The sequence below is a fragment of the Streptomyces sp. NPDC048461 genome (assembly GCF_055587105.1).
On sequence record NZ_JBVJGW010000005.1, the window covers coordinates 358,582 to 380,732 of the forward strand.

The following is a 22,151-nucleotide window of genomic DNA, read 5'->3' on the forward strand; positions in this document are numbered from 1 at the left end:
CGGGGGGGGGGGGGGGGGGGGGGGGGGGGGGGGGGGGGGGGGGCGGGGGGGGGGGGCGGGCGGGGGGGGGGGGGGGGGGGGCCCCCCCCCCCCCCGGACCCGGTGGGTCGAACCGTGCCCGTCAGCGGCTGTAGACGCCGACCTCGTTGAGCGAGTAGCCCCACTGGGTGCCGCGCCCCGTCCCGTGGACGCGCACGTAGCGCGCCGACGTCCCGGTGAACTGCGCGGTGTCCAGGCCGCCGTCGCCGGTGGTGGTGGACCAGACGGTCCGCCAGTTCGTGCCGTCGGCGGAGAGCTCGACGCGGTACGCCCTGGCGTGCGCGCGTTCCCAGTCGAGGGTGACGCGTCCGACCAGGGTCGGGGACCCGAGGTCGACCTGGAGCCACTGGTCGTCGCTCCAGTTGCTGGCCCAGCGGGTGCCGCGGTCGCCGTCGACGGCCCGCCCGGGGGCGTAGCTCGTGAACGGGTTCCACTCGGCGGAGCTGGCCGACGCGGGCGCGCGGGCCGCGAGGTTCACGCCGGCCTTGTGCTTCTCGGAGCCGCCCCAGGTTCCGAGGTAGGACTCGGCGCCCTTGAAGAGGTCGTCCACGACGCCCTGGCCGCCGGTGATCCGCACGTCCTCGATCCAGTCCGGGACCAGGCCGTAGTGGGAGGCGCCGTCGGTGTTGAGGTCCCAGGTGCGCTGCCCGGTGGTCTGCTTGTCGATGACCGATCCGCCGTCGGTGCTGCGGAAGGGGTACCGCACCGGGTTGGGGGTGTCGGCGCCGCGGGGGCCGGGCCAGCCGCCGACGCCGTTCATGTCGGTGCCGTAGCCGTAGCCGACGTTGTACTTGTCGCGCAGGGCGTCCGTGCGCTTGGCCTCGGCGCTGAACGCCTCGGAGCCGTTCATGTACTGGGCGGCGAACCCGCCGAGCTTGTAGAGGCGCTCGGTCCAGTCGATGTCCATCCAGCTGTGCGAGGAGATGACGCCCGGGTAGGACTCGGACTCCAGGATGTCGAAGGCCCGGCCCGCGGCCTTGACGCTCATGTGGTCGATCTCCAGCATCATCTTGCGTTTCATCATGCCGCGGACGGCGTACTCGCCGAGGTCGGTGAGGCCGCGGGTGTTGCACTGCGCGTCGGCGGCGTACGCCGGTACGGACACGCCGGCGGGGAGCTGCTTCTCGGCGGACGCGGCCGCCGCCAGGCCGATCGGGTTGTCGTGCTGCGGGCCGGTGCACTGCTCGGTCTGCCAGAAGGTGCCGGTGGAGAGGAACTGGCCGACGTTGATGGCCGTGCCCAGGGCGCCCGAGTCGAAGCGGACCCCGCACAGCGCGTTGTCGAACTTGTGGCAGAGGAACATGCTGCGCACGCCAAGGGCGTGGAGCTCGTCCAGGCCCCGGTCGACGTCGGCGCGGCTGCACTGGGCGACGTCGAGGACCTGCTTGCAGCCGAACGGTTCGGAGGTCTCCACCCCGAGGACGACGGCCAGCTTGCCCTGTTCGATGACCTGGCGGGCCTGCGTCGAGTCGGTGACGATGCGGAACCAGCCCTTGCCGGCGCCGCCGTACATCTTGTCGATGTGGGCCTGCATGTCGTACGTCTTCTGCGCCTCCAGGCGGATGGCGGTCATCTCGTCGCAGCCGCGGTCCTTGAAGAAGTAGACCGAGCAGATGACCCCGTTGGTGACGAGGTCGTTGACGAGGATCCGCTGGCCGCCGCGCCAGGCCCGCTCGACCCAGGCGTAGTAGTTCTGCTGGTGGGTCAGCGAGTCGTGCGCGGGCCAGTCCTTGAAGGTCGGCCAGCCGTCCGGGTCGTGCTTGCCGTCGCCGCCGTTGGTGATGTAGTCGAAGATCGCGAGGGTGCCGTCCGGGTAGTGCTCCGGACAGTCCTTGAGGGCGTCGGTGATGCCCTGTTCGGAGAACGGCTTGCCGCAGATCAGGCGGCCGCCGAAGCCCTCGTTCGACATCAGGTGGTCGTGGGCGTCGACGAACCCGCGGACCTTGCCCTGGGCGTCGGTGCCCTTGAAGGGCTCGCCGGTGACGTTGATGGCGGAGTCGGGGGCGGGGCGCGCGGTCGGGTTCCACCAGCCGGGGTCGGCGGAGGAGGCGGGTGCGAGGCCGAGCAGCAGCGCCGCCACGGCGAGGCACAGCGTCAGCAGGCCGAACGGGCCTGGTCTGCGGCGGGCGGGGTGGGTCATCGTCATCACCGTGTCTTCGGTCGGCGGAGCACGCGGTCTGGGGGTACCGGAACCGTCCGGGGACACGGCCAACCCCGGACAGGGCGTTGACATGTTCCCCACAATCGGTGCGTCCGAGAATGGCTACCGCCGGGTACGGAGTCAAGGGTCCGGGACGAATGACCTGACGGATCGTCGGATTCCCGGGACGGCGCCTGATCCCCGCCCCACCCCCTACGCCGCCCCACCCCCTACGCCGCTCCGCCCCTACGCCGCCCCGCCCCGCCCCGCCGCTCCGGCGCCCGCCGCTTCGAGCGCCGCCCGCGCGAAGGCCCGTACCGCACCGGAGTTGTCGGCGGCGCGCCAGACCAGGCCGTAGCCGACCGGCTCCGCGTCCGCGAACGGCACGTACGCCACCCCCGGGCGGGCGTAGTACGTCGCCGTGTGCGCCGACGTCAGCAGCGCGCCCCGGCCCGCGGCGACCTGCATCAGCGCCTCCTGCATGTTCGTCACCTCCGGCCCCCGCCCGATCGGCCGGCCGGCCGGGGTGCGGGCCGGCGCCTGGTGCTCGCGCCGGTACGGGGGCAGGTCACCGGCCACCGCCAGCAGCGGGACCCCGGCCAGGTCCTCCAGCGCGACGGTCTCCCGACCGGCCAGCGGGTGCCCGGCGGCCACCGCCAGCACCCGCGCCTCGGTGAGCAGCGCGGGCCCCTCGCCGAGGTCGGCCTCCCGTACCGGGAACTCCGCGAACTGCACGTCGAAGTCCCCGCTGCGCAGCTGCCCGTACGGGTCGGACAGCGGCACCTCGCAGACCTCGACGGCGAGCCCCGGGTGGGTGGCGCGCAGCGCGTCGGCGGCCTTGAGGACGAGCTCCCCGGCGGGCGGGGTGGTGAAGCCGACGTGCAGGACCCCGTCGGCGGCGCGGGCCGTCGCCGCGGCCCGCTCCAGCGCCCGCGCGATGCCCCGGTGGTGGGGTTCGAGGTCGGCGCGCAGCTGCCGGCCGAGGGCGGTCAGGGCGACACTGCGGCTGGTGCGCAGGAACAGCGGCGCGCCGACGCGCCGCTCCAGCCGCTGGACGAGCTGGCTGACGCGGGCCCGCGAGAGCAGCATGCGTTCGGCGGTCCGGCCGAAGTGCAGTTCCCCGGCGAGGATCAGGAAGCAGTCCAGCTCGTCGCGGTCGGTAAGCATGACTGAACGAACGTTGCTTTCTTCGGCGTTGTTCCCCGCGGGACGGCGGGCGAGGGTGGTCGGACCGGCAACGGTCACCCCCTCAACCCCCTTCTGCGAGGACACCCATGTCCAGTCCCCTCCGCGGCCGCCGCCTGGGCGTGCTGCTCGTCCTGTGCGGCGCGATCTTCCTCGAAGGCATCGACGTCGCGATGCTGAACGTCGCCCTGCCGTCCATCCGTGCCGACCTCGGCCTCGAAACCGGCGAGCTCCAGTGGGTGATGAGCGCCTACGTCCTCGGCTACGGCGGCTTCATGCTGCTGGGCGGCCGGGCCGCCGACGTGTTCGGGCGGCGCCGGATGTTCGTCGGCTGGCTCACCGTCTTCCTGGTCTTCTCCGGCTTCGGCGGCCTCGCCACCGAGGGCTGGCAGCTGATCACCGCCCGGTTCGTGACGGGGGTCGCGGCGGCCTTCATGACCCCGGCCGGGCTGTCGGTCATCACCACCGGCTTCGACGAGGGGCCGCAGCGCGACAAGGCCCTGCTCGTCTACTCCGGCACGGCCGCCGGCGGGTTCTCCGTCGGCCTGGTCGCGGGCGGCCTGCTCACCTCCGCCGGCTGGCGCTGGGTGTTCTTCGCGCCGGTGCTGCTGGCCGCGGTGATCCTGGTGGGCGCCCTGGCCCTCGTACCGAAGTCGCCGCGGCCGCGGCGGGCGGCCGGGCAGCGGCTCGACGTGGCCGGCGGGCTGCTGGTGACCTCGGCGGTGGTGCTGCTGGTGCTCGGCGTGGAGCGGGCCGCGCACGCCGGGGCCGCGTGGACCGCCGCGACGGTCGGTGCGGGGCTGGCGCTGCTGGCGCTGTTCGCCGCGGTCGAGCGGCGGGCCCCCGCACCGCTGGTGCGCCCCGGGGTGCTGCGGTCGTGGCCGCTGCTGCGGGCGAACGCCGCCGGGCTGCTGTTCTCGGGCGCCTTCTTCGGCTTCCAGTTCCTGGCCGTGCTGTACCTGCAGGAGCTGCGCGGCTGGTCCACGCTCCAGACCAGCCTCGCGATGGTGGTCATCGGCATCGACGCGGTGCTCTCGCCCACGGTGGTGCCGAGGCTGGTGGCCCGCGTCGGAAACGGCCGGCTGATCTTCGCCGGGCTGCTCCTCGCGGCGCTGTCGTACGGGCTGTTCCTGCCGCTCGGCGCCGACTGGAGCTACCTGGTGATGCTGCCGAGCCTGATCCTGCTGGGTCTGGCCTTCGCCCTGGTCTACGGGCCGCTGACGATCGTGGCGACCGAGGGCGTCGCGGAGGAGGACCAGGGGCTCGCCGGCGGGCTGCTGTACACCTCGTTCCAGTTCGGCGCGGCGCTCGGGCTGTCCGCGGTGACCGCGGTGGCCGCCGCGTACGCCGATCCGCTCGCCGGGTACCGGGCCGCGCTGCTCGTGCCGTTCGCGGCGGTGCTGCTGGCGGCCGCGGTCACCGCGTCGGGGCTGCGCCGCCCGGCCGCACCCGGCCGCGACCTCGGTGCGGCCCCCGAGCCGGCTCCGGCGGCCGCCCGGCCCTGAGCCCCGTACGCGGCGAAGCCGGTGTCCCGCCACGGGGGCGGGACACCGGCTTCGGCGTGCGGTCGGGGAGGGCGGGTCAGACGCCCGCGTACGAGTGCTTGCCGCTGAGCAGGATGTTGACGCCGTAGTAGTTCCAGATCCAGCAGGCGAAGGCGAAGAGCGCGAGGTACGCGGCCTTGCGGCCCTTCCAGCCGGCGGTGGCGCGGGCGTGCAGGTAGCAGGCGTAGGCCACCCAGGTCACGAAGGACCAGACCTCCTTGGGGTCCCAGCCCCAGTAGCGGCCCCAGGCGTCGCCCGCCCAGATCGCGCCCGCGATGATCGTGAAGGTCCACAGCGGGAAGACCGCGGCGTTGATCCGGTACGAGAACTTGTCGAGGGAGCCCGCCGAGGGCAGCCGCTCCATGACGGAGGTGGCGAACCGGCCCGGCTTCCCGCCGGAGGCCAGCTTGGCCTCGTAGGAGTCGCGGAAGAGGTAGAGGACCGCGCCGGCCGCGCCGATGTAGAAGACCGCGCCGCAGAAGATCGCGGTGGAGACGTGGATCCACAGCCAGTACGAGTGCAGCGCCGGAACCAGCTGGTCGCTCTCGGTGTACAGCCAGGTCACGGCGATGCCGAGGTCCAGCAGGACGGTGGTGACGAGGATCAGGCCGAGCCAGCGGACGTTCTTCTTCAGGGCCAGCAGCGCCAGGTACGCGCCGACGGCCACCGTGGAGAAGGTGATCGAGAACTCGTACATGTTGCCCCAGGGGGCCCGTTCCACCGACAGCGCGCGGGTGACCACGCCGGCCGCCTCGACGAGGAAGGCGAGCACGGTCAGCGAGATCGCGATCCGTCCGTACAGGTCGCCCTTCTCCGTGCCGCCGGCCGCGCCGGGGCCGTCCGGGACGTCGCGGGTGCCCGCGGCGGAGCGCGTGACGACCTTCGGCTTGTCGAGGACGGCGGTGCCGCCCTTGCTCCGGACCTGGACGGCCGGGGCCGCGCCCCGTGCCCCCGCCCCGCCTCCGGTCAGCGCGGCGGCCGTACGGCCCACCTTGCTGCGGCTGCCGAACACCCACTCGGTGATGTGAGCGAAGAAGGCGAGGGTGTAGACCGCCATCGACGCGTAGATCAGCTTGTTGCTGAGCTCGGCCAGACTCTCGTTGGCTGCGGCTGCGAGCAGCGTCATCCGCGCTCTCCTTGTTCTTCTTCTGCTTCGACAGGGTGGGGCGCCGAGGGCGCCTGCTCGTGCAACACGGCGGCCAGGTCCGCCAGCTCCTGCGGGAGCCTGGCGGACTCGCTGCGGCCGAGGCCCGCCATCTCGACGACGGTCACGCCGTCCTTGCCGGGCACCGCCCGCACCCAGATCCGGCGGCGCTGGATGAACAGCGATCCGGCGAGTCCCCCGATGGCGGCGATCGCGCCCGCGAGGGCGAGGCCGCTGCCGGGCTGGCGGGTGACGGAGAAGGTGGCCCAGCGCTCGATGCCCTCGAAGGTCACGGTGCCCGCGCCGTCGGGCAGGGTCATCGTCTCCTTGGGCACCAGCATCTGGGCGAACGGATCGCCGTTCTCCTTCTTGAACTGCTGCATCTTGCGCGTGTCCAGCTGGTACACGTTCTGCGGCAGGCCCGAGTCCACGCCGAGGCTGCCGTGGTAGGCGTTCAGGGCGATGACGGGGAAGTTCGCGGCGGGGAACTGGGACAGCATCGTGCCGCCGCCCTTGCCCGCGAAGGTCGGCACGAACTGGGCGGAGAAGCCGAGCTGCTCCTTCTCGCCGTTCTTGTTCTTGTAGCCGTCGGTGACCTTGATGGCGCCGGCCGAGGTGAGGTTCGCGTCCTGCGGCAGCATCGGGACGGCGTTGCGGAAGATCACCTTGCCGGTGGGGTCGGTCACCGAGATGACCGGAGCGTAGCCGTGGCCGAGCAGGTAGACCTTGGCCCCGTCGACTTCGAGGGGCTTGTTGACCTCGATCTCGGCCTTCTGCGGGGCCCCGTGGGCGCCCTTGCTGAGGGTGACGTACGCCTTGAAGTCGCGCGGGGTGCCCTTCTGCGGGCCCGACTCCTCGTAGGTGGCGTCGAACTTGTCCAGCGTGAAGCTGAAGGGCGGCAGGTCGTCGGGGGTGAAGAGGCTGCCGGACTTGAAGTCGTCGTACTGGGTGAGCGTGTTCGAGAAGCCGCTGCCCCGCAGGACGAGCTTGCCGCCCTCCGAGGTGTAGAGCTTGCCCCAGGCGAAGGCGACCAGCATCACGATCAGCGCGAGGTGGAAGATCAGGTTGCCGGTCTCGCGGAGGTAGCCCTTCTCCGCCGCGACGTGGCCCGTCCCGGCCTCGGTGCGGAACCGGCGCCGGCCCAGCAGGGCCTCGGCGTGGGCGAGGACCTCCTCGGGGGAGGCCCCGGTGCGCCAGGTGGTGTGGGCGGGGAGCCGGTCGAGCCGCCGGGGCGCGGCCGGCGGGCGGCCGCGGAGCTGGCCGACGAACTGCCAGGTGCGCGGCACGATGCAGCCGATCAGCGACACGAACAGCAGGATGTAGATCGCGGAGAACCAGAACGACGTGTAGACGTCGAAGAGCTGGAGCTTCTCGGCGAGCGGCACCCAGAACTCGTGGGTCCGCTGCCACTCGGCGACCTTCATCGCGTCGACGTCGCTCTGCGGGATCAGGGACCCGGGGATGGCGCCCAGCGACAGCAGGAAGAGCAGGATCAGCGCGACCCGCATGGAGGTGAGCTGGCGCCAGAACCAGCGGGCCCAGCCGATCACCCCGATGCCGACGGCCGCCGCGGCGGGCGAGTCCTCCAACGGTGCGGTGGACAGCTGGGCGCCGGCCGCGCCGAGCGCGGGCTCGGCGGCGTCCTCGGATTGCTGGGGCGCCTCGGCGGACGCCTTGTCTGTCGTACTCATGTGCGTTAAGTCCTCAGATCCCCACCGTGAAGCCTTGGGTCCAGTCCCGCATGTCACTGACGATGCTGTCCCACGTTCCTGTGACGAGCAGCAGGCCGGTCAGGATCAGCATGCCGCCACCGATCCGCATCACCCACGCATAGTGCTGCTTGACCCAGCTGAAAGTGCCGAGCGCCTTGCGGAAGGCGACCGCGGCGAGGAGGAAGGGCACGCCCAGCCCCAGGCAGTAGGCGACGGTCAGCAGCGCGCCGCGGCCGGCGCTCGCCTGGTCCATGGACAGCGTGGTGACGGCCGCCAGGGTCGGGCCGATGCAGGGGGCCCAGCCGACGCCGAAGAGCACGCCGAGGAGCGGCGCGCCGAGCAGGCCCGCCGTCGGCTTCCGGTGGAAGCGGAACTCCCGCATCGTCAGACCGGGGATCGCCCCCATGAAGAAGAGCCCCATCAGGATGACGACCGCGCCCAGGACCCGGGAGATCAGCGTCCGGTGTTCCTGGAGGGTGGAGCCGAAGAACCCGAAGAGCGCGCCCGTGGAGACGAAGACGGCGGTGAATCCGGCGATGAACAGGCTCGCGCCCGCCAGCATCCGGCCGCGCCGGGCCTCGGCGAGGTCGGCGCCGCTGGCCCCGGTCACGTAGGAGAGGTAGCCGGGGACGAGCGGGAGCACGCAGGGCGAGAAGAAGGAGACGAGCCCGGCCAGGACCGAGATGGGCAGCGCGAGCAACAGCGTCCCGTTGAGGACGGTGGTGTTCACGCCCGTCGGCTCGGCGGCCAGGAGGAGGTCGGGGACAGTGGTGAGCACCGGGTCACTTCTCCGCGACGAGCGGGTCGATCATCGAGCGGAGCTGCTCGTCGTTGATCGCGACCAGGGCGCGGGCGGCGATCCCGCCCTCCTTGTCGAGGACGATCGTGGAGGGGATCGCCTGCGGGTTCAGCGTGCCCTTGGGGAAGCGGAGCATCAGCTTGCCGTCGGGGTCGAAGAGGCTCGGGTAGGTGATCCCGTACGTCTCCTCGAACGCGGTCGCGTTCTGCGTGCCGGCGTCGCGGGTGTTGATCCCGACGAAGGCGACGTCGGCGCCGGCGTCCGCGTACTCCTTCGACGCCTTCGCGAAGTACTTGGCCTCGCCGCGGCACGGCGGACACCAGGAGCCCCACACGTTGAGGACGACGACCTTGCCCTTGAGGGTGGTGGTGTCGAGGGTCTGGCCGTCGACGGTCGGGCCGTCGAGCTTGGGCGCCGCGACGCGCTCGCCGCGGGCGACCGTCGAGATGCCGGAGGGGCCCGTGACGTAGTTGCCGCCGGACCCGCCGGAGGGCTTGCCGCCGCCGTCCGCTGACGTGCAGGACGCCAGCACCAGGACGCCCGCGGCGGTCGCCGCGGTCAGCAGGAGGGCGCGACCGCTGGTCGAGCGGCTGCTGCGTCGACGGGCACGTGCGCGGCTAAGGCTCATGTGAAAAGTTTCGCATGAGCAATTCGTCGATCTACCGCGCCCCCCGGCGCCCTGTCAATGCCCTGGTCAGGCGGTACCGAGGTACGTGTTCCAGCCGCCGGCCGGCGCCTGGCCGGGGGCGAGGCCGCGCAGCCGGTCGAGCACCTTGGGGTCCTGGACGTCGAGCCAGTCGGTGAACTGCCGGAAGGATACGAGCCGTACGTCCCTTTTGTCCGCCATGCCCTTGAGGGCTTCCTCGACCGCGTCCATGTAGATGCCCCCGTTCCACTCCTCGAAGTGGTTGCCGATGAAGAGCGGGGCCCGGTTCGTCTCGTACGCCCGCCGGAATCCCCCGAGGTAGGTGGCCGTGGCCTGGGAGCGCCAGGCGGGGTAGTTGGCCGGGACGCCCCGGGTGGTGTTCTTCGACTGGTTGGCGAGGATGTTGTAGTCCATCGACAGCACCTCGAAGGAGTGGCCCGGGAAGGGCAGGGACTGCAGCGGCAGGTCCCAGAGCCCCGACTTCTTCACCGGCCAGGCCTGGAGGCCGCCGGGGGAGCTGGAGTCGTAGCGCCACCCCAGGGTCCCCGCGGCGGGCAGCAGGGCGTCCCGGCCGAGGAGGCAGGGGGTGCGGGCGCCGACGAGCTCCTTGCGGTAGTCGAAGGGCAGCGGCTCAAGGTCGGTGAATCCGGTGTTCGTCCGCCAGTTGGTGACGAACGACACGGCCTGGTCGATCTCGCTGCGCCAGTCCTCGGGGCTCCAGCGGCCGACGGAGCCCGCTCCGCCGCAGAAGTGGCCGTTGAAGTGGGTCCCCACCTCGTGGCCGTCCAGCCACGCCTCGCGCACGTACTTCAGGGTGTTGCGGACGTTCTCGTCCTTGAGGTAGCCGATGTCCGAGGCCCCGACGGGGTTCTTCGGCGGCTGATAGAGGGCCTTCTTCGACTCGGGCAGGAGGTAGAGGCCCGAGAGGAAGAAGGTCATGGCCGCGCCGTGGTCCTTGGCGAGCTTGAGGAAGCGCGGGAAGAGGCCGTTGCCGACCTCCCCCGCGCCGTCCCAGCTGAAGACGACGAACTGCGGCGGGGTCTCGCCCGGCTGGAGCGGCACGGGCTTGTCCGGCTGGTTCGGCTGCGGCCCGGTGTCGGCCGTGGAGCCGTCGCCGATGGACCTGACGGGAGGTCCGCCCGGACCGGAGGTGGAATCCCCCCGCCCCGGACCGCCCGAACCGGCGTCACCGGAACCGCAGCCGGCGATGCCGGCCGCCGCCACGGCGCCAAGTCCGAGTCCGAGCACTCCCCTTCGACTGAAGTCGCGCATGTCACCGTCCTCGTCGTCCCTCGCCACCCACACGTCATTGCCCATATAAACGGACAATTCGATGAGTTGTGCGGTACTAGAACGGTGATTCCCATGCGACTTGTATTTATTTAGGTAAAGCTGTAACGGTTCGTAACAGACCGTCGATCAGGCGCCGAACGCCTTCGACTTGCCCTTCACCGGCTTCGCACCCGCCAGCAGGTGCGCCGGGACCAGGTCCCGGGCCGGCTCGCTGTAGCCCACCGACACCAGCGTGTCCCCCTGGTACGTGAACGACGTCAGCGAGGCCAGCGTGCACTGGCGGCGCCGCGGGTCGTGCCACAGCCGGCGCTTCTCCGCGAAGCTGCGCACGATCCAGATCGGCAGCTGGTGGCTGACCGCCACGGCCTCGTGGCCGCGGGCGGCGTCGCGCGCCGTCTCCAGCGCGCTCATCATCCGGACCACCTGCTCGACGTACGGCTCGCCCCAGGAGGGCTTGAACGGGTTCGTCAGGTGCTTCCAGTTGCCGGGCTTGCGCAGCGCACCGTCGCCGACCCCGAAGGTCTTGCCCTCGAAGACGTTGCCCGCCTCCAGCAGCCGCGCGTCCGTCGCCAGGTCCAGGCCGTGGCTCTTGGCGATCGGCTCGGCCGTCTCCTGCGCCCGCTCCAGCGGGGAGGCCACCACGTGGGTGATGTCACGGCCCGCGAGGTGCTCGGCGACCCGGTCGGCCATCTGCCGGCCCAGCTCGGACAGGTGGTAGCCCGCGCGGCGGCCGTACAGGACGCCGTCGGGGTTGTGCACCTCCCCGTGGCGCACCAGGTGCACGACGGTGAAGTCGGGGGCGTCGCCGGGCAGGCGGCTGTTGCCGGTGCCGGTGTCGGTGTTGCTGTTGGTGCCGGTGTGGTTGCCGGGGGCGCTCATGCGGTGGCCTCCGCGGCGGCCCGGGCGGCGGCCGGCAGCGCGGCCGCGATCCGCTCGACCGCCTGCTCGTCGTGGGCAGTGGACACGAACCAGGACTCGAAGGCCGACGGCGGCAGGTAGACGCCCTGCGCCAGCATCGAGTGGAAGAACCCGTTGAAGCGGAAGGACTCCTGCTTCTTCGCGTCGTCGTAGGTACGGACCTCGTCCTCGGTGAAGAAGACGGAGAACATGCTGGACGCGGTCTGCACCCGGTGCGCCACGCCCTCCTTGGCGAGCGCGGCCGTCACCAGGCCCTGGATCTCCCGCGACACCGCGTCGATCTTCGCGTACGCCGCGTCGTCGAGCAGACGCAGCTGCGCGAGGCCCGCGGCGGTCGCGACGGGGTTCCCCGAGAGGGTGCCCGCCTGGTAGACGGGGCCGACGGGCGCCAGGTGGCCCATGACGTCCGCCCGGCCGCCGAAGGCCGCGGCCGGGAAGCCGCCGCCCATGACCTTGCCGAAGGTCATCAGGTCGGGCCTGACCCCGTCGACGCCGTACCAGCCCGCGCGCGAGGTGCGGAATCCGGTCATCACCTCGTCGGAGATGTACAGCGCGCCGTCCGCGCGGCACAGGTCGGCGAGCCCCTGGTTGAAGCCCTCCGCCGGCGTCACCACGCCCATGTTGCCGGGCGCGGCCTCGGTGATCACGCAGGCGATCTCGCCGGGGTGCGCGGCGAAGGCCGCACGGACCGCTTCGAGGTCGTTGTAGGGGAGCACGATCGTGTCGCCGGCCTGCGCACCGGTCACCCCGGGGGTGTCCGGCAGCGCGAAGGTCGCGAGGCCGGAACCGGCGGCGGCCAGCAGCGCGTCCACGTGACCGTGGTAGCAGCCGGCGAACTTCACGACCTTGGCGCGCCCGGTGAAGCCGCGCGCCAGCCGGATCGCCGACATGGTCGCCTCGGTGCCGGAGGACACCAGGCGCACCTGCTCGACGGGCTCGACGCGCGCGACGATCTCCTCCGCGAGCGCGACCTCGCCCTCACCGGGCGTACCGAAGGACGTACCGCGGGCGACGGCCGCCTGGACGGCGGCGATCACCTCCGGGTGGGAATGGCCGAGAATCATCGGTCCCCACGAGCAGACGAGGTCGACGTACTCCCGTCCGTCCGCGTCCGTGAGGTACGGACCGGTGCCGGACACCATGAACCGGGGCGTACCGCCCACGGCGCGGAAGGCGCGCACGGGAGAGTTCACGCCGCCGGGGGTCACGAGGGACGCACGCTCGAAGAGCGTCTGCGAAACTGGGGCTTCATACGGGTACGGGTAGCTCACACCAGCCATGGTCTCAGAGGCCGCGACAGACTTGCGGACGGGCGTTTCACCGCGCCACCGCGGGGGAGGTCACTGCCATGATGATCAGGCTGCGTGGCGGGGGCCGCGGGGTCGGGGCAGGCAATACCAGTCGGGTGGAGATATGCAACGCGGTGGTGGACCGGGCGAGGGTACGGACGGCCTCGACCCGCAGCGCGCCCGCGAGGCCCGCGAATCCCGCCGCCGCGGCAGGCACCGCCGCCGCTCCACCGAGGCGGCCGACGCCGTACCGAACCCGCTGGACGCCCCCGACGACCTCCCCCGGGGGCGCGGCATGGGAGTGACGTACAAGTACTTCGGCGCCCCCGACGGCGCGACGGCGGCCCGCGTCCCGGTCACGATGCGGCCCGAGGAGCTCGGCGGCGACGAGCTGGGCATGGGCGGCCTCTTCAGCAAGATCAAGCCGGAGACGGTGGCCGCGATGGTCCTGACCGGCATCGAGGGCATACCCCTCCACAAGGTGCCCCCGCTGGAACTCGTCGTCCTGCACCCCGACTACGCGGTGGTCAAGCTCCCCATGACCGTGGTCGACCCGCTGCGCGGCATCGGTGAGGAGTCGGTGGGCGCCGCCGCCTTCATCTGGTCCACGGTCCCCGACCGCGGCGGCCCGCGCGACGCGTTCAACGTCTACCAGCTCCTCCACGAATGGCAGGACTTCTCCCACCGCCTCCACGAGGCCGGCCACCAGCCGTACTGCCTGGTCTGGCCCTGAGCTTCCCCGTTCCCCCCGTGCCCCCGGGCGCCCCCTCTCCCCGCGGCCGTTCGCCGCTCCACCCTGACGGCCCGCCGCGCTCTCCCGACCCTCCGCGCACCACCGGCCGCGGTCCGCACCGCCCTCCGCCGCCGACGACGCCGCGACAAACCGCTCGCGTACGCGAGCGGTGACGGCGCCCGGGGCGGGGGCGGCGGCGGTGCCCGGTAATTCGGACGCTGCCACCCCCTCGGCAGTGGCATGCTGACCCGGTGAACGGACCCGGCATTCAGCTCACCCTCGCCCCTGAACTGCGCCTCTTCGCCCCGCCCAGCCGGCGCGCGGAACGCGTACCGACCACGACCGACGGCGCCTCCAGCCTCGGCCACGTCGTCGAATCGGCCGGTGTCCCGCTCACCGAAGTCGGCCGGCTGCTCGTCGACGGACACGAGGTGCCCGTCTCCTACGTCCCCCAGGACGGCCAGTCCGTCGAGGTGTTCGCGGTCGACCGCCCGCAGCACGTCCCCGGCGCCCCCCTCCGCTTCCTGCTCGACGTCCACCTCGGCACCCTCGCCCGCCGCCTGCGCCTCCTCGGCGTCGACGCCGCGTACGAGAACGAGGACATCGGCGACCCCGCCCTCGCCACCCGCTCCGCCGCCGAACAGCGCGTCCTGCTCTCCCGCGACCGCGGACTCCTGCGCCGCCGCGAGATCTTCGCCGGCGCGTACGTGTACAGCGACAACCCCGACGAGCAACTGCGCGACATCCTCGGCCGCTTCGCCCCCGCGCTCGCCCCCTGGACCCGCTGCACCGCGTGCAACGGCACGCTCCGCGAAGCCACCAAGGACAGCGTCGGCGAGCACCTGGAAGACGGCACCCACCGCTCCTACGACGTCTTCGCCCAGTGCGCGGACTGCGAGCGCGTGTACTGGCGCGGCGCGCACCACGCCCGCCTGGAGCACATCGTCGAGGAAGCGCTCGCCGAATTCGGCACGGCCTCCCCCGGCACGGCCTGACGCGCACGCCCCCGCCCTCAGAAGGCGTAGGCGTCACCCGTGTCCAGCGCCAGCACCACGTGGTCGTTGTTGAGGTGGTTCCGGTCCGTCGCCCCGCCGTTCCACCACGTGTCGACCCGCACCACCACCTCCGCCGCCGGCTCCCGCAGCCCCAGCTCCAGCCCGATGTGCCGTCCCCGCCCGTGCAGCGGCAGCGGCCCCGTCTCGCACACCACCTCGCGCAGCCCCGCCCGCGCGCAGCCCCCCGCCAGCTCCTGCCGGTCCGCGAGGTCCGCCGACAGCCGCACCCGCACCGTCGCGTTCGCCAGGGCGGCCGGACCGTCGTTCTCCGGGACCAGCCAGACCCGCAGCTGCCCGTGGGACAGCGCGACCCGCCCGTGGTACGCCACGTCGGCCTCCGGCCCCGTCCACGCATGGGCTCCCGCCGGCACACTCACGCCGAGCGTCAGCAACCCGGCCACCACCACACTCCGTACGGCACCACGGCGCACCGCCATCACCTCCACGCGCGGAGGCTAGCCAGCACCCGCCCCGTCCGGTCGGACCATCACACGAACGAGGGCGCGCCCACCCCCATCTGCCCACCCCCGCACCCGCATACCGTGGGGCCATGCTGATCGCCCGCTCCGCCGCCCTCTTCGCCCTCGCCGCCCTCCTGGAGATCGGCGGCGCCTGGCTCGTCTGGCAGGGCGTGCGCGAACACAAGGGCTGGGCCTGGATCGGCGCCGGGGTCATCGCCCTCGGCCTCTACGGCTTCGTCGCCACCCTCCAGCCCCAGGGCGACTTCGCCCGCGTCCTCGCCGCCTACGGCGGGGTCTTCGTCGCCGGCTCCCTCGTCTGGGGCGCGGTCGCCGACGGCTACCGCCCCGACCGCTGGGACATCGCCGGCGCCCTCGTCTGCCTGGCCGGCATGGCCCTGATCATGTACGCCCCGCGCGGCCGGTGAGCGGCTCCGCCCGCGCCTATGCTGGCGGGGAAGCGCCCGTACGGTTGAACGAACGACCGACCGAGCAACAGCGAGGAGCCCGCACATGAGCACGGCCACCCGAACCGCCGTAGTCACCGGCGCGAGCAGCGGCATCGGCGCGGCCACCGCCCGGCAACTCGCCGCGGCCGGCTACCACGTGGTCCTCACGGCACGCCGCAAGGACCGCATCGAGGCCCTCGCCGCCGAGATCACCGCGGCCGGCCACTCCGCCGCCGCCCACGCCCTCGACGTCACCGACCGCGCCGCCGTCGACGCCTTCGCCGCGTCCCTGGAGCGCTGCGACGTCCTCGTCAACAACGCCGGCGGCGCCATCGGAGCCGAGCCCGTCGCCACCGGCGACCCCGCGGACTGGCGCACGATGTACGAGGTCAACGTCATCGGCACCCTCCACGTCACCCAGGCCCTGCTCCCCGCCCTCACCGCCTCCGGCGACGGCACGGTCGTCGTGCTCTCCTCCACCGCCGGGCACTCCACGTACGAGGGCGGAGCCGGCTACGTCGCCGCGAAGAACGGCGCCCGCGTCCTCGCCGAGACCCTCCGCCTGGAGATCGTCGGCCAGCCCGTACGCGTCATCGAGATCGCCCCCGGCATGGTCAAGACCGAGGAGTTCGCCACCACCCGCTTCCGCGGCGACACCGAGAAGGCGGAGAAGGTCTACGCGGGCGTCGCCGCCCCCCTCTCCGCCGACGACGTGGCCGACACCATCACCTGGGCGGTGACCCGTCCCAGCCACGTCAACATCGACCTGCTGGTGGTCCGCCCCCGCGCCCAGGCCTCGAACACGAAGGTCCACCGCGACCTGGGCCTGTAGGCCGCGGGCCGCACGGGCCGTCGCGGGCCCGCCCGGCTCAGACCAGACCGGCCGCCTTCAGGTGCGGCATGAGGGCCGCCGGCTTCAGCCCGGCGGCCTTCGCCGCGTCCAGCGCCCGCCGCAGGTCCGCGGCCAGTGTCGGGGTGAAGTGCAGCAGCACGATGTCGCCGCTCTTGAGCTGCGGCGTCGCCGGCGTCCCGCTCCAGGTCGTGAAGTCGTGCGTCCAGGTGATCACCGCCTTCACCCCGCACGCCTTCGCCGCGAGCCGCACGTCGTCGTTCAGGGCCCCGTACGGCGGCCGCAGCAGCTTCGGCTGCCTGCCGAAGGCCGCCTCCAGCTGCTCCCCCGCCCCGCACACCTCGGCGTCCTTGCCGGCCGCGTCGAGCGCGGTCAGGTCGGGGTGGTTGACGCTGTGGTTCTCGACGGTCGCGCGCCCCTGCTCGGTGAGAGCGGTGAAGTACTGCGTGTCGTACGCGGTCGCTCCCGGCAGCAGGAACAGCGATGCCGGCACCCGCTTCTCCAGCAGGATCCGGGCGGCCTCCGGATCGTGGTTCCAGCCGTCGTCGATCGTGATGAAGACGACCTTCTCCTGCGTCGGTACGTGCGACACGACCGGCGGCAGCCCCACCCCGGGCCGCCCTCCCGCGGCGTCGGCGACCCCGGCCGGACCGTCCCCCTCCCCGGCCCCGGCCTGAGCGGATCCGGCGGCCCCGAGGGCGAGCGACAACGACGCGAGCGCGGCCAGAAGCACGCGAGATCTCCACATGCGGCACACCTTGGTCTAGACCAACTCCCCCCGTCAATCCCCCGTCACCCACTTTCCCCATGGCTCAACTCGCCGCCCTTCCGGGCCAGTTGCGGCACGAGCACCCCGCGACGAAAAGGGAGGCCCGGACCGTCCCGGTCCGGGCCTCCCCGCTTCACCATCCGCCCGCGGGCTCAGCCCTTGATGCAGATGACCTGCTTCAGCTTGGCCACGACCTGCACCAGGTCGGTCTGCTGGTCGATGACCTGCTCGATCGACTTGTACGCACCGGGGATCTCGTCCACGACGCCCGAGTCCTTGCGGCACTCGACGCCCTTGGTCTGCTCCGCCAGGTCCTTCGCCGAGAACCGCTTCTTCGCCGCCGTCCGGCTCATCTTCCGGCCCGCCCCGTGCGAGGCCGAGTTGAAGGACTTCTCGTTCCCGAGCCCCTTCACGATGTACGAGCCCGTGCCCATCGAGCCCGGGATGATCCCGTAGTCACCGCTGCCGGCGCGGATCGCGCCCTTGCGGGTGACCAGCAGGTCCATGCCGTCGTAGCGCTCTTCCGACACGTAGTTGTGGTGGCAGCTGATCTCCCGGTCGAAGGACACCTTCGCCTTCCGGAACTCCTTCCGGAAGACCTCCTTGCAGAGGCTCATCATCACGGCCCGGTTGAACTTCGCGTACTCCTGCGCCCAGAAGAGGTCGTTGCGGTACGCCTCCATCTCCGGAGTCGCCGCGAGGAAGACCGCCAGGTCCCGGTCGACGAGTCCCTGGTTGTGGGACAGCCCGCGCGCCACGTTGATGTGGAAGTCGGCCAGCTCGTTGCCGATGTTCCGCGATCCGGAGTGCAGCATGAGCCACACAGAACCGGACACATCGATGCAGACTTCTACGAAGTGATTGCCCTGGCCAAGGCTTCCCATCTGCCGCATCGCCCGATCGCGCCGGTACTTCACCGCGTCCGCGATGTAGTCGAACCGCTCCCACAGGTCGCCGAACCCCGCGTCCGTGAACCCGTACAGGCGCTCCGGGTCCACCGCTTCGCGGTGCATTCCGGCCCCCACCGGGATCGCCCGCTCGATCTTCGACCGCAGGCCCGACAGGTCGCCCGGCAGGTCGTTCGCCGTCAGGGACGTCTTGACCGCCGACATGCCGCAGCCGATGTCCACGCCCACCGCCGCCGGACAGACCGCGTCCTTCATCGCGATGACCGAGCCGACCGTCGCGCCCTTGCCGTAGTGGACGTCCGGCATGACGGCCAGGCCCTTGATCCACGGGAGGGTGGCGACGTTGCGGAGCTGCTGCATCGCACTGTCCTCGACCGACGCGGGGTCGGTCCACATCCGGATCGGAACCTTCGCCCCGGGCACCTCTACATACGACATAACGTCTTAATCCCCCGAAAACCAAAGAAAAGTCTGAATACGCAAAAACCTCGCTCTTGATCCCAAATACGACAGGGAACCGGCGCCGGCACCAGCGTGTGCGATAGACATTGTGTCCACCCGCGCCCACAGCGCGGCAACGCATTTTCCTGACCGTCGGGGTCCTCGGGGCCGTCGGTCGAAGGGAGCCATGGGACGTGCAGCGCAAGTCGGTACGGGACCTCCTGCCAGGCATCGCCATGCTGACCGCGCTCGCGGCCGGCGTCACCGGCCTCGCCGGGTGCACGGGCGGGAGCGGCACGAGGGCCACGAACGACGACAAGCCCGGCGGCAACGTCGCCGCGCCCGCGCAGCCCGGCAAGTACCGAAGCCTGCCCGCGCCCTGCAAGGCCGTCGACGGCAAGCGGCTCAAGGCCATGCTGCCGGCCGCCGAGACTCTGCCCCCGGCCGAGCGGGACCGGCTGTACGCCGGATCGGCCGCCGCCTCGTACGACGGGGACCGGCGCGTCGGCTGCCGGTGGACCGCGCAGAGCGCCGAGGACACGCGCCTGTTGTCGGTCGGCTTCGAGCGCGTGGTGTCGTACGACCGGGCCACCGCGAGCGACGACGACAAGGCGCGGCAGGTCTTCGTGCGCCAGCTCACCGACGCGAAGCTGCCCTTCCCCGGACCGGCCCCGACGCCCACGGGAAGCCCCGCGGGAAGCCCGGCCGGCAGCCCCGCCGGCGCTCCCGCGCCGTCACCCACGCCCACGCCCACGCCGCCGGCCGCGAACCCGGCGCCGTCCGGCAGCGCATCGTCGACCGCCGGCCCGACGCCCGGCGCGTCCCCCACCGAGCTGGGCTCCCGCGTCCTGACGGGGCTCGGCAACGAGGCGTTCCTGGACGACAAGCTGAGTGCCGCCGGGGCGACGGCGGCGCAGGCGCGCACGGTGCGGATTGTGTTCCGTACCTCGAATGTCATCGTCACCGTCGAGTACAGCGTGCAGCCGTCGCTGCCGGGCGCGGTCCCGCCCAGCACCGAAACCCAGGACAGGGCACGGCAGTTGGCGGCCGATCTGGTCGAGCAGTTGAACGAGTGAGAGGGGCGCGCGGCGGCGGGGCGTGACGGCGCGCACAGCAGACGAGCGCCGGGTCGGGCTACCGTTGCCGGGTCCGCCGTCCGAAGAAGTCAGACAAACGTACTGAAGGAAACATGCACCGATCAGCCTCGCGCTTCTCCCGCGTTCTCGCCTGCGCAGCCGTCCCGGTGATCCTCACCGTTGCGGGCTGCTCGTCCGATTCGGGCAAGGCCTCGGGCTCGAACGACGGCAAGAAGTCCGGTTCCTCCGCATCCGCCAAGCCGAGCGCCAAGCCGTCGCCGACCCTGGAGAAGGCGGCCTACGCGACGCTGCCGGACCCGTGCAAGGCGGTCCAGGCGGGCACGATCGGCACGCTCGTGCCGGAGGCCAAGGACAAGAACGGTACGGCGACGAAGTCGAACGACCTGGCCAGCCGGGCGAGCTGCTCGTGGAACGGCCTGGACGAGGACGGTCTGAAGGGCTCGCAGTACCGCTGGCTCTCGATCTCCCTCTTCCGCTACGACTCGCACGCCTCGCTCGGCTCCGCGAACAAGCGCGCCGAGGAGCAGTACAACAAGCAGGTCGAGACCGCGAAGGCGGCCGAGGGCGCGCAGAACGTGAAGGCGGAGCCGGCCGGCGGCATCGGCGAGCAGGGGACGTCGGTGGTGTTCACGTCGAAGAAGGACGTCGACTTCTTCAACACCACGATCGTGGCCCGCACGCAGAACGTGGTCGTCACGCTCGACTACAACGGTGCGGCGTACGAGGGCGCCGGCGCCCCGGACCAGGCGAAGCTGCTCCAGGACGCCGTCGCGGCGGCCAAGGAGACGGTGGCCTCGGTCGACGCGGCCAACCAGCAGAAGGCACCGGAGCAGCCGGCGGAGCAGTCCCCGTCGGCGCCGGCCCAGCAGTAGCGGTCACGGCGGCCCGCCCTTCGGCACGGCCCGGCGGTCCGCCGTCCGGGACCTCCGGGCCGCCGGCGCGGGGCCTACCGGAGCGCTGACATCCAGTCACCCGTACGCTGTGCCTGCCGCGGCTCGGTAAAGGCGCGGTAAGTGGTCGGTAAGTGCTCGACAAGGGGAGGGGATCGCGGGTGGCCGCGATGGAGCTGACTCGTACGCACCGGATACTCATCGGCGTCGTGGTCGCCGGAGCCGTCGTCATCGCGGGGATCGGGTTCGCCGGCTCGTACTCCGCGGTGCGCACGCTCGCCCTGCAGAAGGGCTTCGGCAGCTTCTCGCTGGTGTTCCCGATCGGCATCGACGCCGGGATCTGCGTGCTGCTGGCGCTGGACCTGCTGCTGACGTGGCTCCGGATACCGTTCCCCCTCCTGCGCCAGACGGCGTGGCTGCTGACGGCGGCCACGATCGCCTTCAACGGCGCCGCGTCCTGGCCGGATCCGCTCGGCGTCGGCATGCACGCCGTGATCCCGATCCTGTTCGTGGTCACGGTCGAGGCGGCCCGGCACGCGGTGGGCCGCATCGCGGACATCACCGCGGACCGGCACATGGAGGGCGTCCGCATCACGCGGTGGCTGCTCTCCCCGATCCCGACGTTCAAGCTGTGGCGCCGCATGAAGCTGTGGGAGCTGCGCTCCTACGAGCAGGCCGTCGGCATGGAGCAGGACCGGCTGATCTACCAGGCGCGGCTGCAGGCGCGGTACGGGCGCGCCTGGCGGCGCAAGGCCCCGGTGGCGGCGCTGATGCCGCTGCGGCTGGCCCGGATCGGCGTACCGCTGGCGCACACCGCCCCGGAGGGCCTGGCGGCGGCGGGCATCGACCCGGCGCTGCTGGCCCCGGCGCAGCAGGCTCCCGTGCCGGCCGTGTCGCCGGCCCTGACGGCCGTGGTGGCCGGCCCCTCCGCCGAGGTGGCCCCGGCGGCGTCCACGCCCGCCCTGGAATCGGCGGCGGCCCAGGCACAGGCCCAGGCGCACGCCCAGGCGCACGCCCCGGCTCAGGCCGAGACCCGGCCGGAGCAGCAGCCGCAGCAGCCGCAACCGGACCAGCAGCCGCTCCAGCCCCAGTTCCCGGAGACCGCCGCGCAGGCGGCGGCCTCGGCCGCTGCCGCCGCCCACGTCCCGCCGCCCTTCGCGGTGGACCCGACGGCCATGCCGGCGGCCCACAACAGCGCCTGGTTCGCGGCGCCGCTGGCCCCGCAGGCGGCGTACGAGGGCGGCTACAACCCCCAGTACGTCGAGGGTCTGGAGCCGATCCCGGTGATGCCGCCGACCGGCCCGGAGGAGCCGCGGCAGCAGTCGCCGCAGCCGGACCTGCCGGTCCCGGCCCCGCGCCGGGAGCCCGCCGACGCGGCCGGGGCGCCCGTGCCCGCGCCCGCCGCGCCCGACGTGCCCGAGCCGGCGGAGACGCCCGACGAGGCCGAGTTCGCCGCCATGGCGTACAAAGTGTTCGTCGCGCTCGTCGGCGAGCAGAGCGACTTCCCGACGCCCGAGGCGCTCGACATACACCTCTCCGACGGGTACGGCGTGACCCACCCGCGCAGCGGCTCCCTGCTGCGCAGGATGATCCCCGCGTTCAAGCAGCGGTACCAGCGGGAGCTGGAAGCCGAGCACATCGCGTAGCCGGCGGCGGGGGGGGGGGGGGGGGGGGGGGGGGGGGGGGGGCGCGGGGGGGGGGGGGGGGGCGGCGGGCCCGGCGGGGGCGGGGGGGGCGGCGGGCGGGGGGGGCGCGTCCGGTCTGAAAGTTTCTTTCGCGTTCTCGCTCACGT

General features: G+C 72.4%; 20 protein-coding genes. 8 read left to right on the forward strand and 12 right to left on the reverse strand.

What is annotated here, in order from left to right; all coding sequences use genetic code 11:
- Positions 1–121: 121 nt before the first annotated feature.
- Positions 122–2,185, reverse strand: coding sequence for a galactose-binding domain-containing protein (locus tag ACZ6S8_RS12215; protein ID WP_469454815.1), 2,064 nt, complete (start codon positions 2,183–2,185; stop codon positions 122–124).
- Between the two features lie 240 nt (positions 2,186–2,425).
- Positions 2,426–3,346 carry a LysR family transcriptional regulator gene (locus ACZ6S8_RS12220; RefSeq protein ID WP_469454818.1) on the reverse strand — a complete coding sequence of 307 codons (921 nt, stop codon included), beginning with the start codon at positions 3,344–3,346 and terminating at the stop codon, positions 2,426–2,428.
- 107 nt (positions 3,347–3,453) lie between these two features.
- Between ACZ6S8_RS12220 and ACZ6S8_RS12225 the strand changes: the two genes are divergently transcribed.
- A complete protein-coding gene (locus tag ACZ6S8_RS12225; protein ID WP_469454820.1) occupies positions 3,454–4,869 on the forward strand; it encodes an MFS transporter in 1,416 nt (471 codons plus the stop codon).
- A gap of 76 nt (positions 4,870–4,945) precedes the next feature.
- On the opposite strand, the gene ccsB is transcribed toward ACZ6S8_RS12225, so the two are convergent.
- The 7 genes from ccsB to hemL form a co-directional block, all read right to left on the reverse strand.
- Positions 4,946–6,034 carry a c-type cytochrome biogenesis protein CcsB gene (gene ccsB / locus ACZ6S8_RS12230; RefSeq protein ID WP_469454822.1) on the reverse strand — a complete coding sequence of 363 codons (1,089 nt, stop codon included), beginning with the start codon at positions 6,032–6,034 and terminating at the stop codon, positions 4,946–4,948.
- Positions 6,031–7,743 carry a cytochrome c biogenesis protein ResB gene (gene resB / locus ACZ6S8_RS12235; protein WP_469454824.1) on the reverse strand — a complete coding sequence of 571 codons (1,713 nt, stop codon included), beginning with the start codon at positions 7,741–7,743 and terminating at the stop codon, positions 6,031–6,033. Before resB ends, ccsB begins: the two co-directional genes overlap by 4 nt.
- Before the next feature lie 13 nt (positions 7,744–7,756).
- Positions 7,757–8,542, reverse strand: a complete 786-nt coding sequence (locus ACZ6S8_RS12240) for a cytochrome c biogenesis CcdA family protein (protein WP_469454826.1) — start codon at positions 8,540–8,542, stop codon at positions 7,757–7,759.
- A 4-nt stretch (positions 8,543–8,546) separates the two neighbouring features.
- A complete protein-coding gene (locus ACZ6S8_RS12245) occupies positions 8,547–9,191 on the reverse strand; it encodes a TlpA family protein disulfide reductase (RefSeq protein ID WP_469454827.1) in 645 nt (214 codons plus the stop codon).
- Between the two features lie 66 nt (positions 9,192–9,257).
- Positions 9,258–10,481, reverse strand: coding sequence for a polysaccharide deacetylase family protein (locus ACZ6S8_RS12250; RefSeq protein WP_469454928.1), 1,224 nt, complete (start codon positions 10,479–10,481; stop codon positions 9,258–9,260).
- A gap of 147 nt (positions 10,482–10,628) precedes the next feature.
- Positions 10,629–11,381 carry a histidine phosphatase family protein gene (locus tag ACZ6S8_RS12255; RefSeq protein ID WP_469454830.1) on the reverse strand — a complete coding sequence of 251 codons (753 nt, stop codon included), beginning with the start codon at positions 11,379–11,381 and terminating at the stop codon, positions 10,629–10,631.
- Entirely contained in the window at positions 11,378–12,700 is a 1,323-nt protein-coding gene (gene hemL / locus ACZ6S8_RS12260; protein ID WP_469454832.1) for a glutamate-1-semialdehyde 2,1-aminomutase, read from the reverse strand. Before hemL ends, ACZ6S8_RS12255 begins: the two co-directional genes overlap by 4 nt.
- A 304-nt stretch (positions 12,701–13,004) precedes the next feature.
- Here hemL and ACZ6S8_RS12265 point away from each other — a divergent pair, with 304 nt between their 5' ends.
- Together ACZ6S8_RS12265 and ACZ6S8_RS12270 are read left to right on the forward strand one after the other, a co-directional pair.
- Entirely contained in the window at positions 13,005–13,442 is a 438-nt protein-coding gene (locus ACZ6S8_RS12265; protein WP_267724140.1) for a hypothetical protein, read from the forward strand.
- Positions 13,443–13,693: 251 nt separating this feature from the next.
- On the forward strand, positions 13,694–14,437 hold the full coding sequence (locus ACZ6S8_RS12270) for a Mut7-C RNAse domain-containing protein (RefSeq protein WP_469454834.1): 744 nt from the start codon (positions 13,694–13,696) through the stop codon (positions 14,435–14,437).
- Between the two features lie 17 nt (positions 14,438–14,454).
- Here the strand turns inward: ACZ6S8_RS12270 and ACZ6S8_RS12275 are convergent, their stop codons facing one another.
- Positions 14,455–14,934, reverse strand: a complete 480-nt coding sequence (locus ACZ6S8_RS12275) for a hypothetical protein (RefSeq protein WP_469454931.1) — start codon at positions 14,932–14,934, stop codon at positions 14,455–14,457.
- A gap of 113 nt (positions 14,935–15,047) precedes the next feature.
- Here ACZ6S8_RS12275 and ACZ6S8_RS12280 point away from each other — a divergent pair, with 113 nt between their 5' ends.
- Together ACZ6S8_RS12280 and ACZ6S8_RS12285 are read left to right on the forward strand one after the other, a co-directional pair.
- Complete coding sequence (locus ACZ6S8_RS12280; protein ID WP_383908925.1) at positions 15,048–15,383, forward strand: YnfA family protein; 336 nt, start codon at positions 15,048–15,050, stop codon at positions 15,381–15,383.
- Between the two features lie 85 nt (positions 15,384–15,468).
- Positions 15,469–16,236 (forward strand): SDR family NAD(P)-dependent oxidoreductase, encoded by a 768-nt coding sequence (locus ACZ6S8_RS12285; protein WP_267844122.1) that lies wholly within the window; start codon positions 15,469–15,471, stop codon positions 16,234–16,236.
- Between the two features lie 37 nt (positions 16,237–16,273).
- Here ACZ6S8_RS12285 and ACZ6S8_RS12290 read toward each other — a convergent pair whose 3' ends face one another.
- Together ACZ6S8_RS12290 and ACZ6S8_RS12295 are read right to left on the reverse strand one after the other, a co-directional pair.
- Entirely contained in the window at positions 16,274–17,002 is a 729-nt protein-coding gene (locus ACZ6S8_RS12290) for a polysaccharide deacetylase family protein (RefSeq protein ID WP_469454837.1), read from the reverse strand.
- Positions 17,003–17,175: 173 nt separating this feature from the next.
- On the reverse strand, positions 17,176–18,369 hold the full coding sequence (locus ACZ6S8_RS12295) for an RtcB family protein (protein WP_469454839.1): 1,194 nt from the start codon (positions 18,367–18,369) through the stop codon (positions 17,176–17,178).
- A 197-nt stretch (positions 18,370–18,566) separates the two neighbouring features.
- Between ACZ6S8_RS12295 and ACZ6S8_RS12300 the strand changes: the two genes are divergently transcribed.
- The 3 genes from ACZ6S8_RS12300 (at position 18,567) to ACZ6S8_RS12310 (ending at position 22,005) form a co-directional block, all read left to right on the forward strand.
- A complete protein-coding gene (locus tag ACZ6S8_RS12300) occupies positions 18,567–19,448 on the forward strand; it encodes a DUF3558 domain-containing protein (protein ID WP_469454841.1) in 882 nt (293 codons plus the stop codon).
- Between the two features lie 113 nt (positions 19,449–19,561).
- Entirely contained in the window at positions 19,562–20,341 is a 780-nt protein-coding gene (locus tag ACZ6S8_RS12305; protein ID WP_469454843.1) for a DUF3558 family protein, read from the forward strand.
- Positions 20,342–20,520: 179 nt separating this feature from the next.
- Entirely contained in the window at positions 20,521–22,005 is a 1,485-nt protein-coding gene (locus tag ACZ6S8_RS12310) for a DUF2637 domain-containing protein (protein WP_469454845.1), read from the forward strand.
- Positions 22,006–22,151 lie beyond the last annotated feature (146 nt).

Bases quoted from the DNA above. Each gene is read 5' to 3' on its own strand.
- ACZ6S8_RS12215 (WP_469454815.1), bottom strand. From the start codon at position 2,185: ATGACGATGACCCACCCCGCCCGCCGCAGACCAGGCCCGTTCGGCCTG.
- ACZ6S8_RS12220 (WP_469454818.1), bottom strand. From the start codon at position 3,346: ATGCTTACCGACCGCGACGAGCTGGACTGCTTCCTGATCCTCGCCGGG.
- ACZ6S8_RS12225 (WP_469454820.1), top strand. From the start codon at position 3,454: ATGTCCAGTCCCCTCCGCGGCCGCCGCCTGGGCGTGCTGCTCGTCCTG.
- ccsB (WP_469454822.1), bottom strand. From the start codon at position 6,034: ATGACGCTGCTCGCAGCCGCAGCCAACGAGAGTCTGGCCGAGCTCAGC.
- resB (WP_469454824.1), bottom strand. From the start codon at position 7,743: ATGAGTACGACAGACAAGGCGTCCGCCGAGGCGCCCCAGCAATCCGAG.
- ACZ6S8_RS12245 (WP_469454827.1), bottom strand. From the start codon at position 9,191: ATGAGCCTTAGCCGCGCACGTGCCCGTCGACGCAGCAGCCGCTCGACC.
- ACZ6S8_RS12250 (WP_469454928.1), bottom strand. From the start codon at position 10,481: ATGCGCGACTTCAGTCGAAGGGGAGTGCTCGGACTCGGACTTGGCGCC.
- ACZ6S8_RS12255 (WP_469454830.1), bottom strand. From the start codon at position 11,381: ATGAGCGCCCCCGGCAACCACACCGGCACCAACAGCAACACCGACACC.
- hemL (WP_469454832.1), bottom strand. From the start codon at position 12,700: ATGGCTGGTGTGAGCTACCCGTACCCGTATGAAGCCCCAGTTTCGCAG.
- ACZ6S8_RS12265 (WP_267724140.1), top strand. From the start codon at position 13,005: ATGGGAGTGACGTACAAGTACTTCGGCGCCCCCGACGGCGCGACGGCG.
- ACZ6S8_RS12275 (WP_469454931.1), bottom strand. From the start codon at position 14,934: ATGGCGGTGCGCCGTGGTGCCGTACGGAGTGTGGTGGTGGCCGGGTTG.
- ACZ6S8_RS12280 (WP_383908925.1), top strand. From the start codon at position 15,048: ATGCTGATCGCCCGCTCCGCCGCCCTCTTCGCCCTCGCCGCCCTCCTG.
- ACZ6S8_RS12285 (WP_267844122.1), top strand. From the start codon at position 15,469: ATGAGCACGGCCACCCGAACCGCCGTAGTCACCGGCGCGAGCAGCGGC.
- ACZ6S8_RS12290 (WP_469454837.1), bottom strand. From the start codon at position 17,002: ATGTGGAGATCTCGCGTGCTTCTGGCCGCGCTCGCGTCGTTGTCGCTC.
- ACZ6S8_RS12295 (WP_469454839.1), bottom strand. From the start codon at position 18,369: ATGTCGTATGTAGAGGTGCCCGGGGCGAAGGTTCCGATCCGGATGTGG.
- ACZ6S8_RS12305 (WP_469454843.1), top strand. From the start codon at position 19,562: ATGCACCGATCAGCCTCGCGCTTCTCCCGCGTTCTCGCCTGCGCAGCC.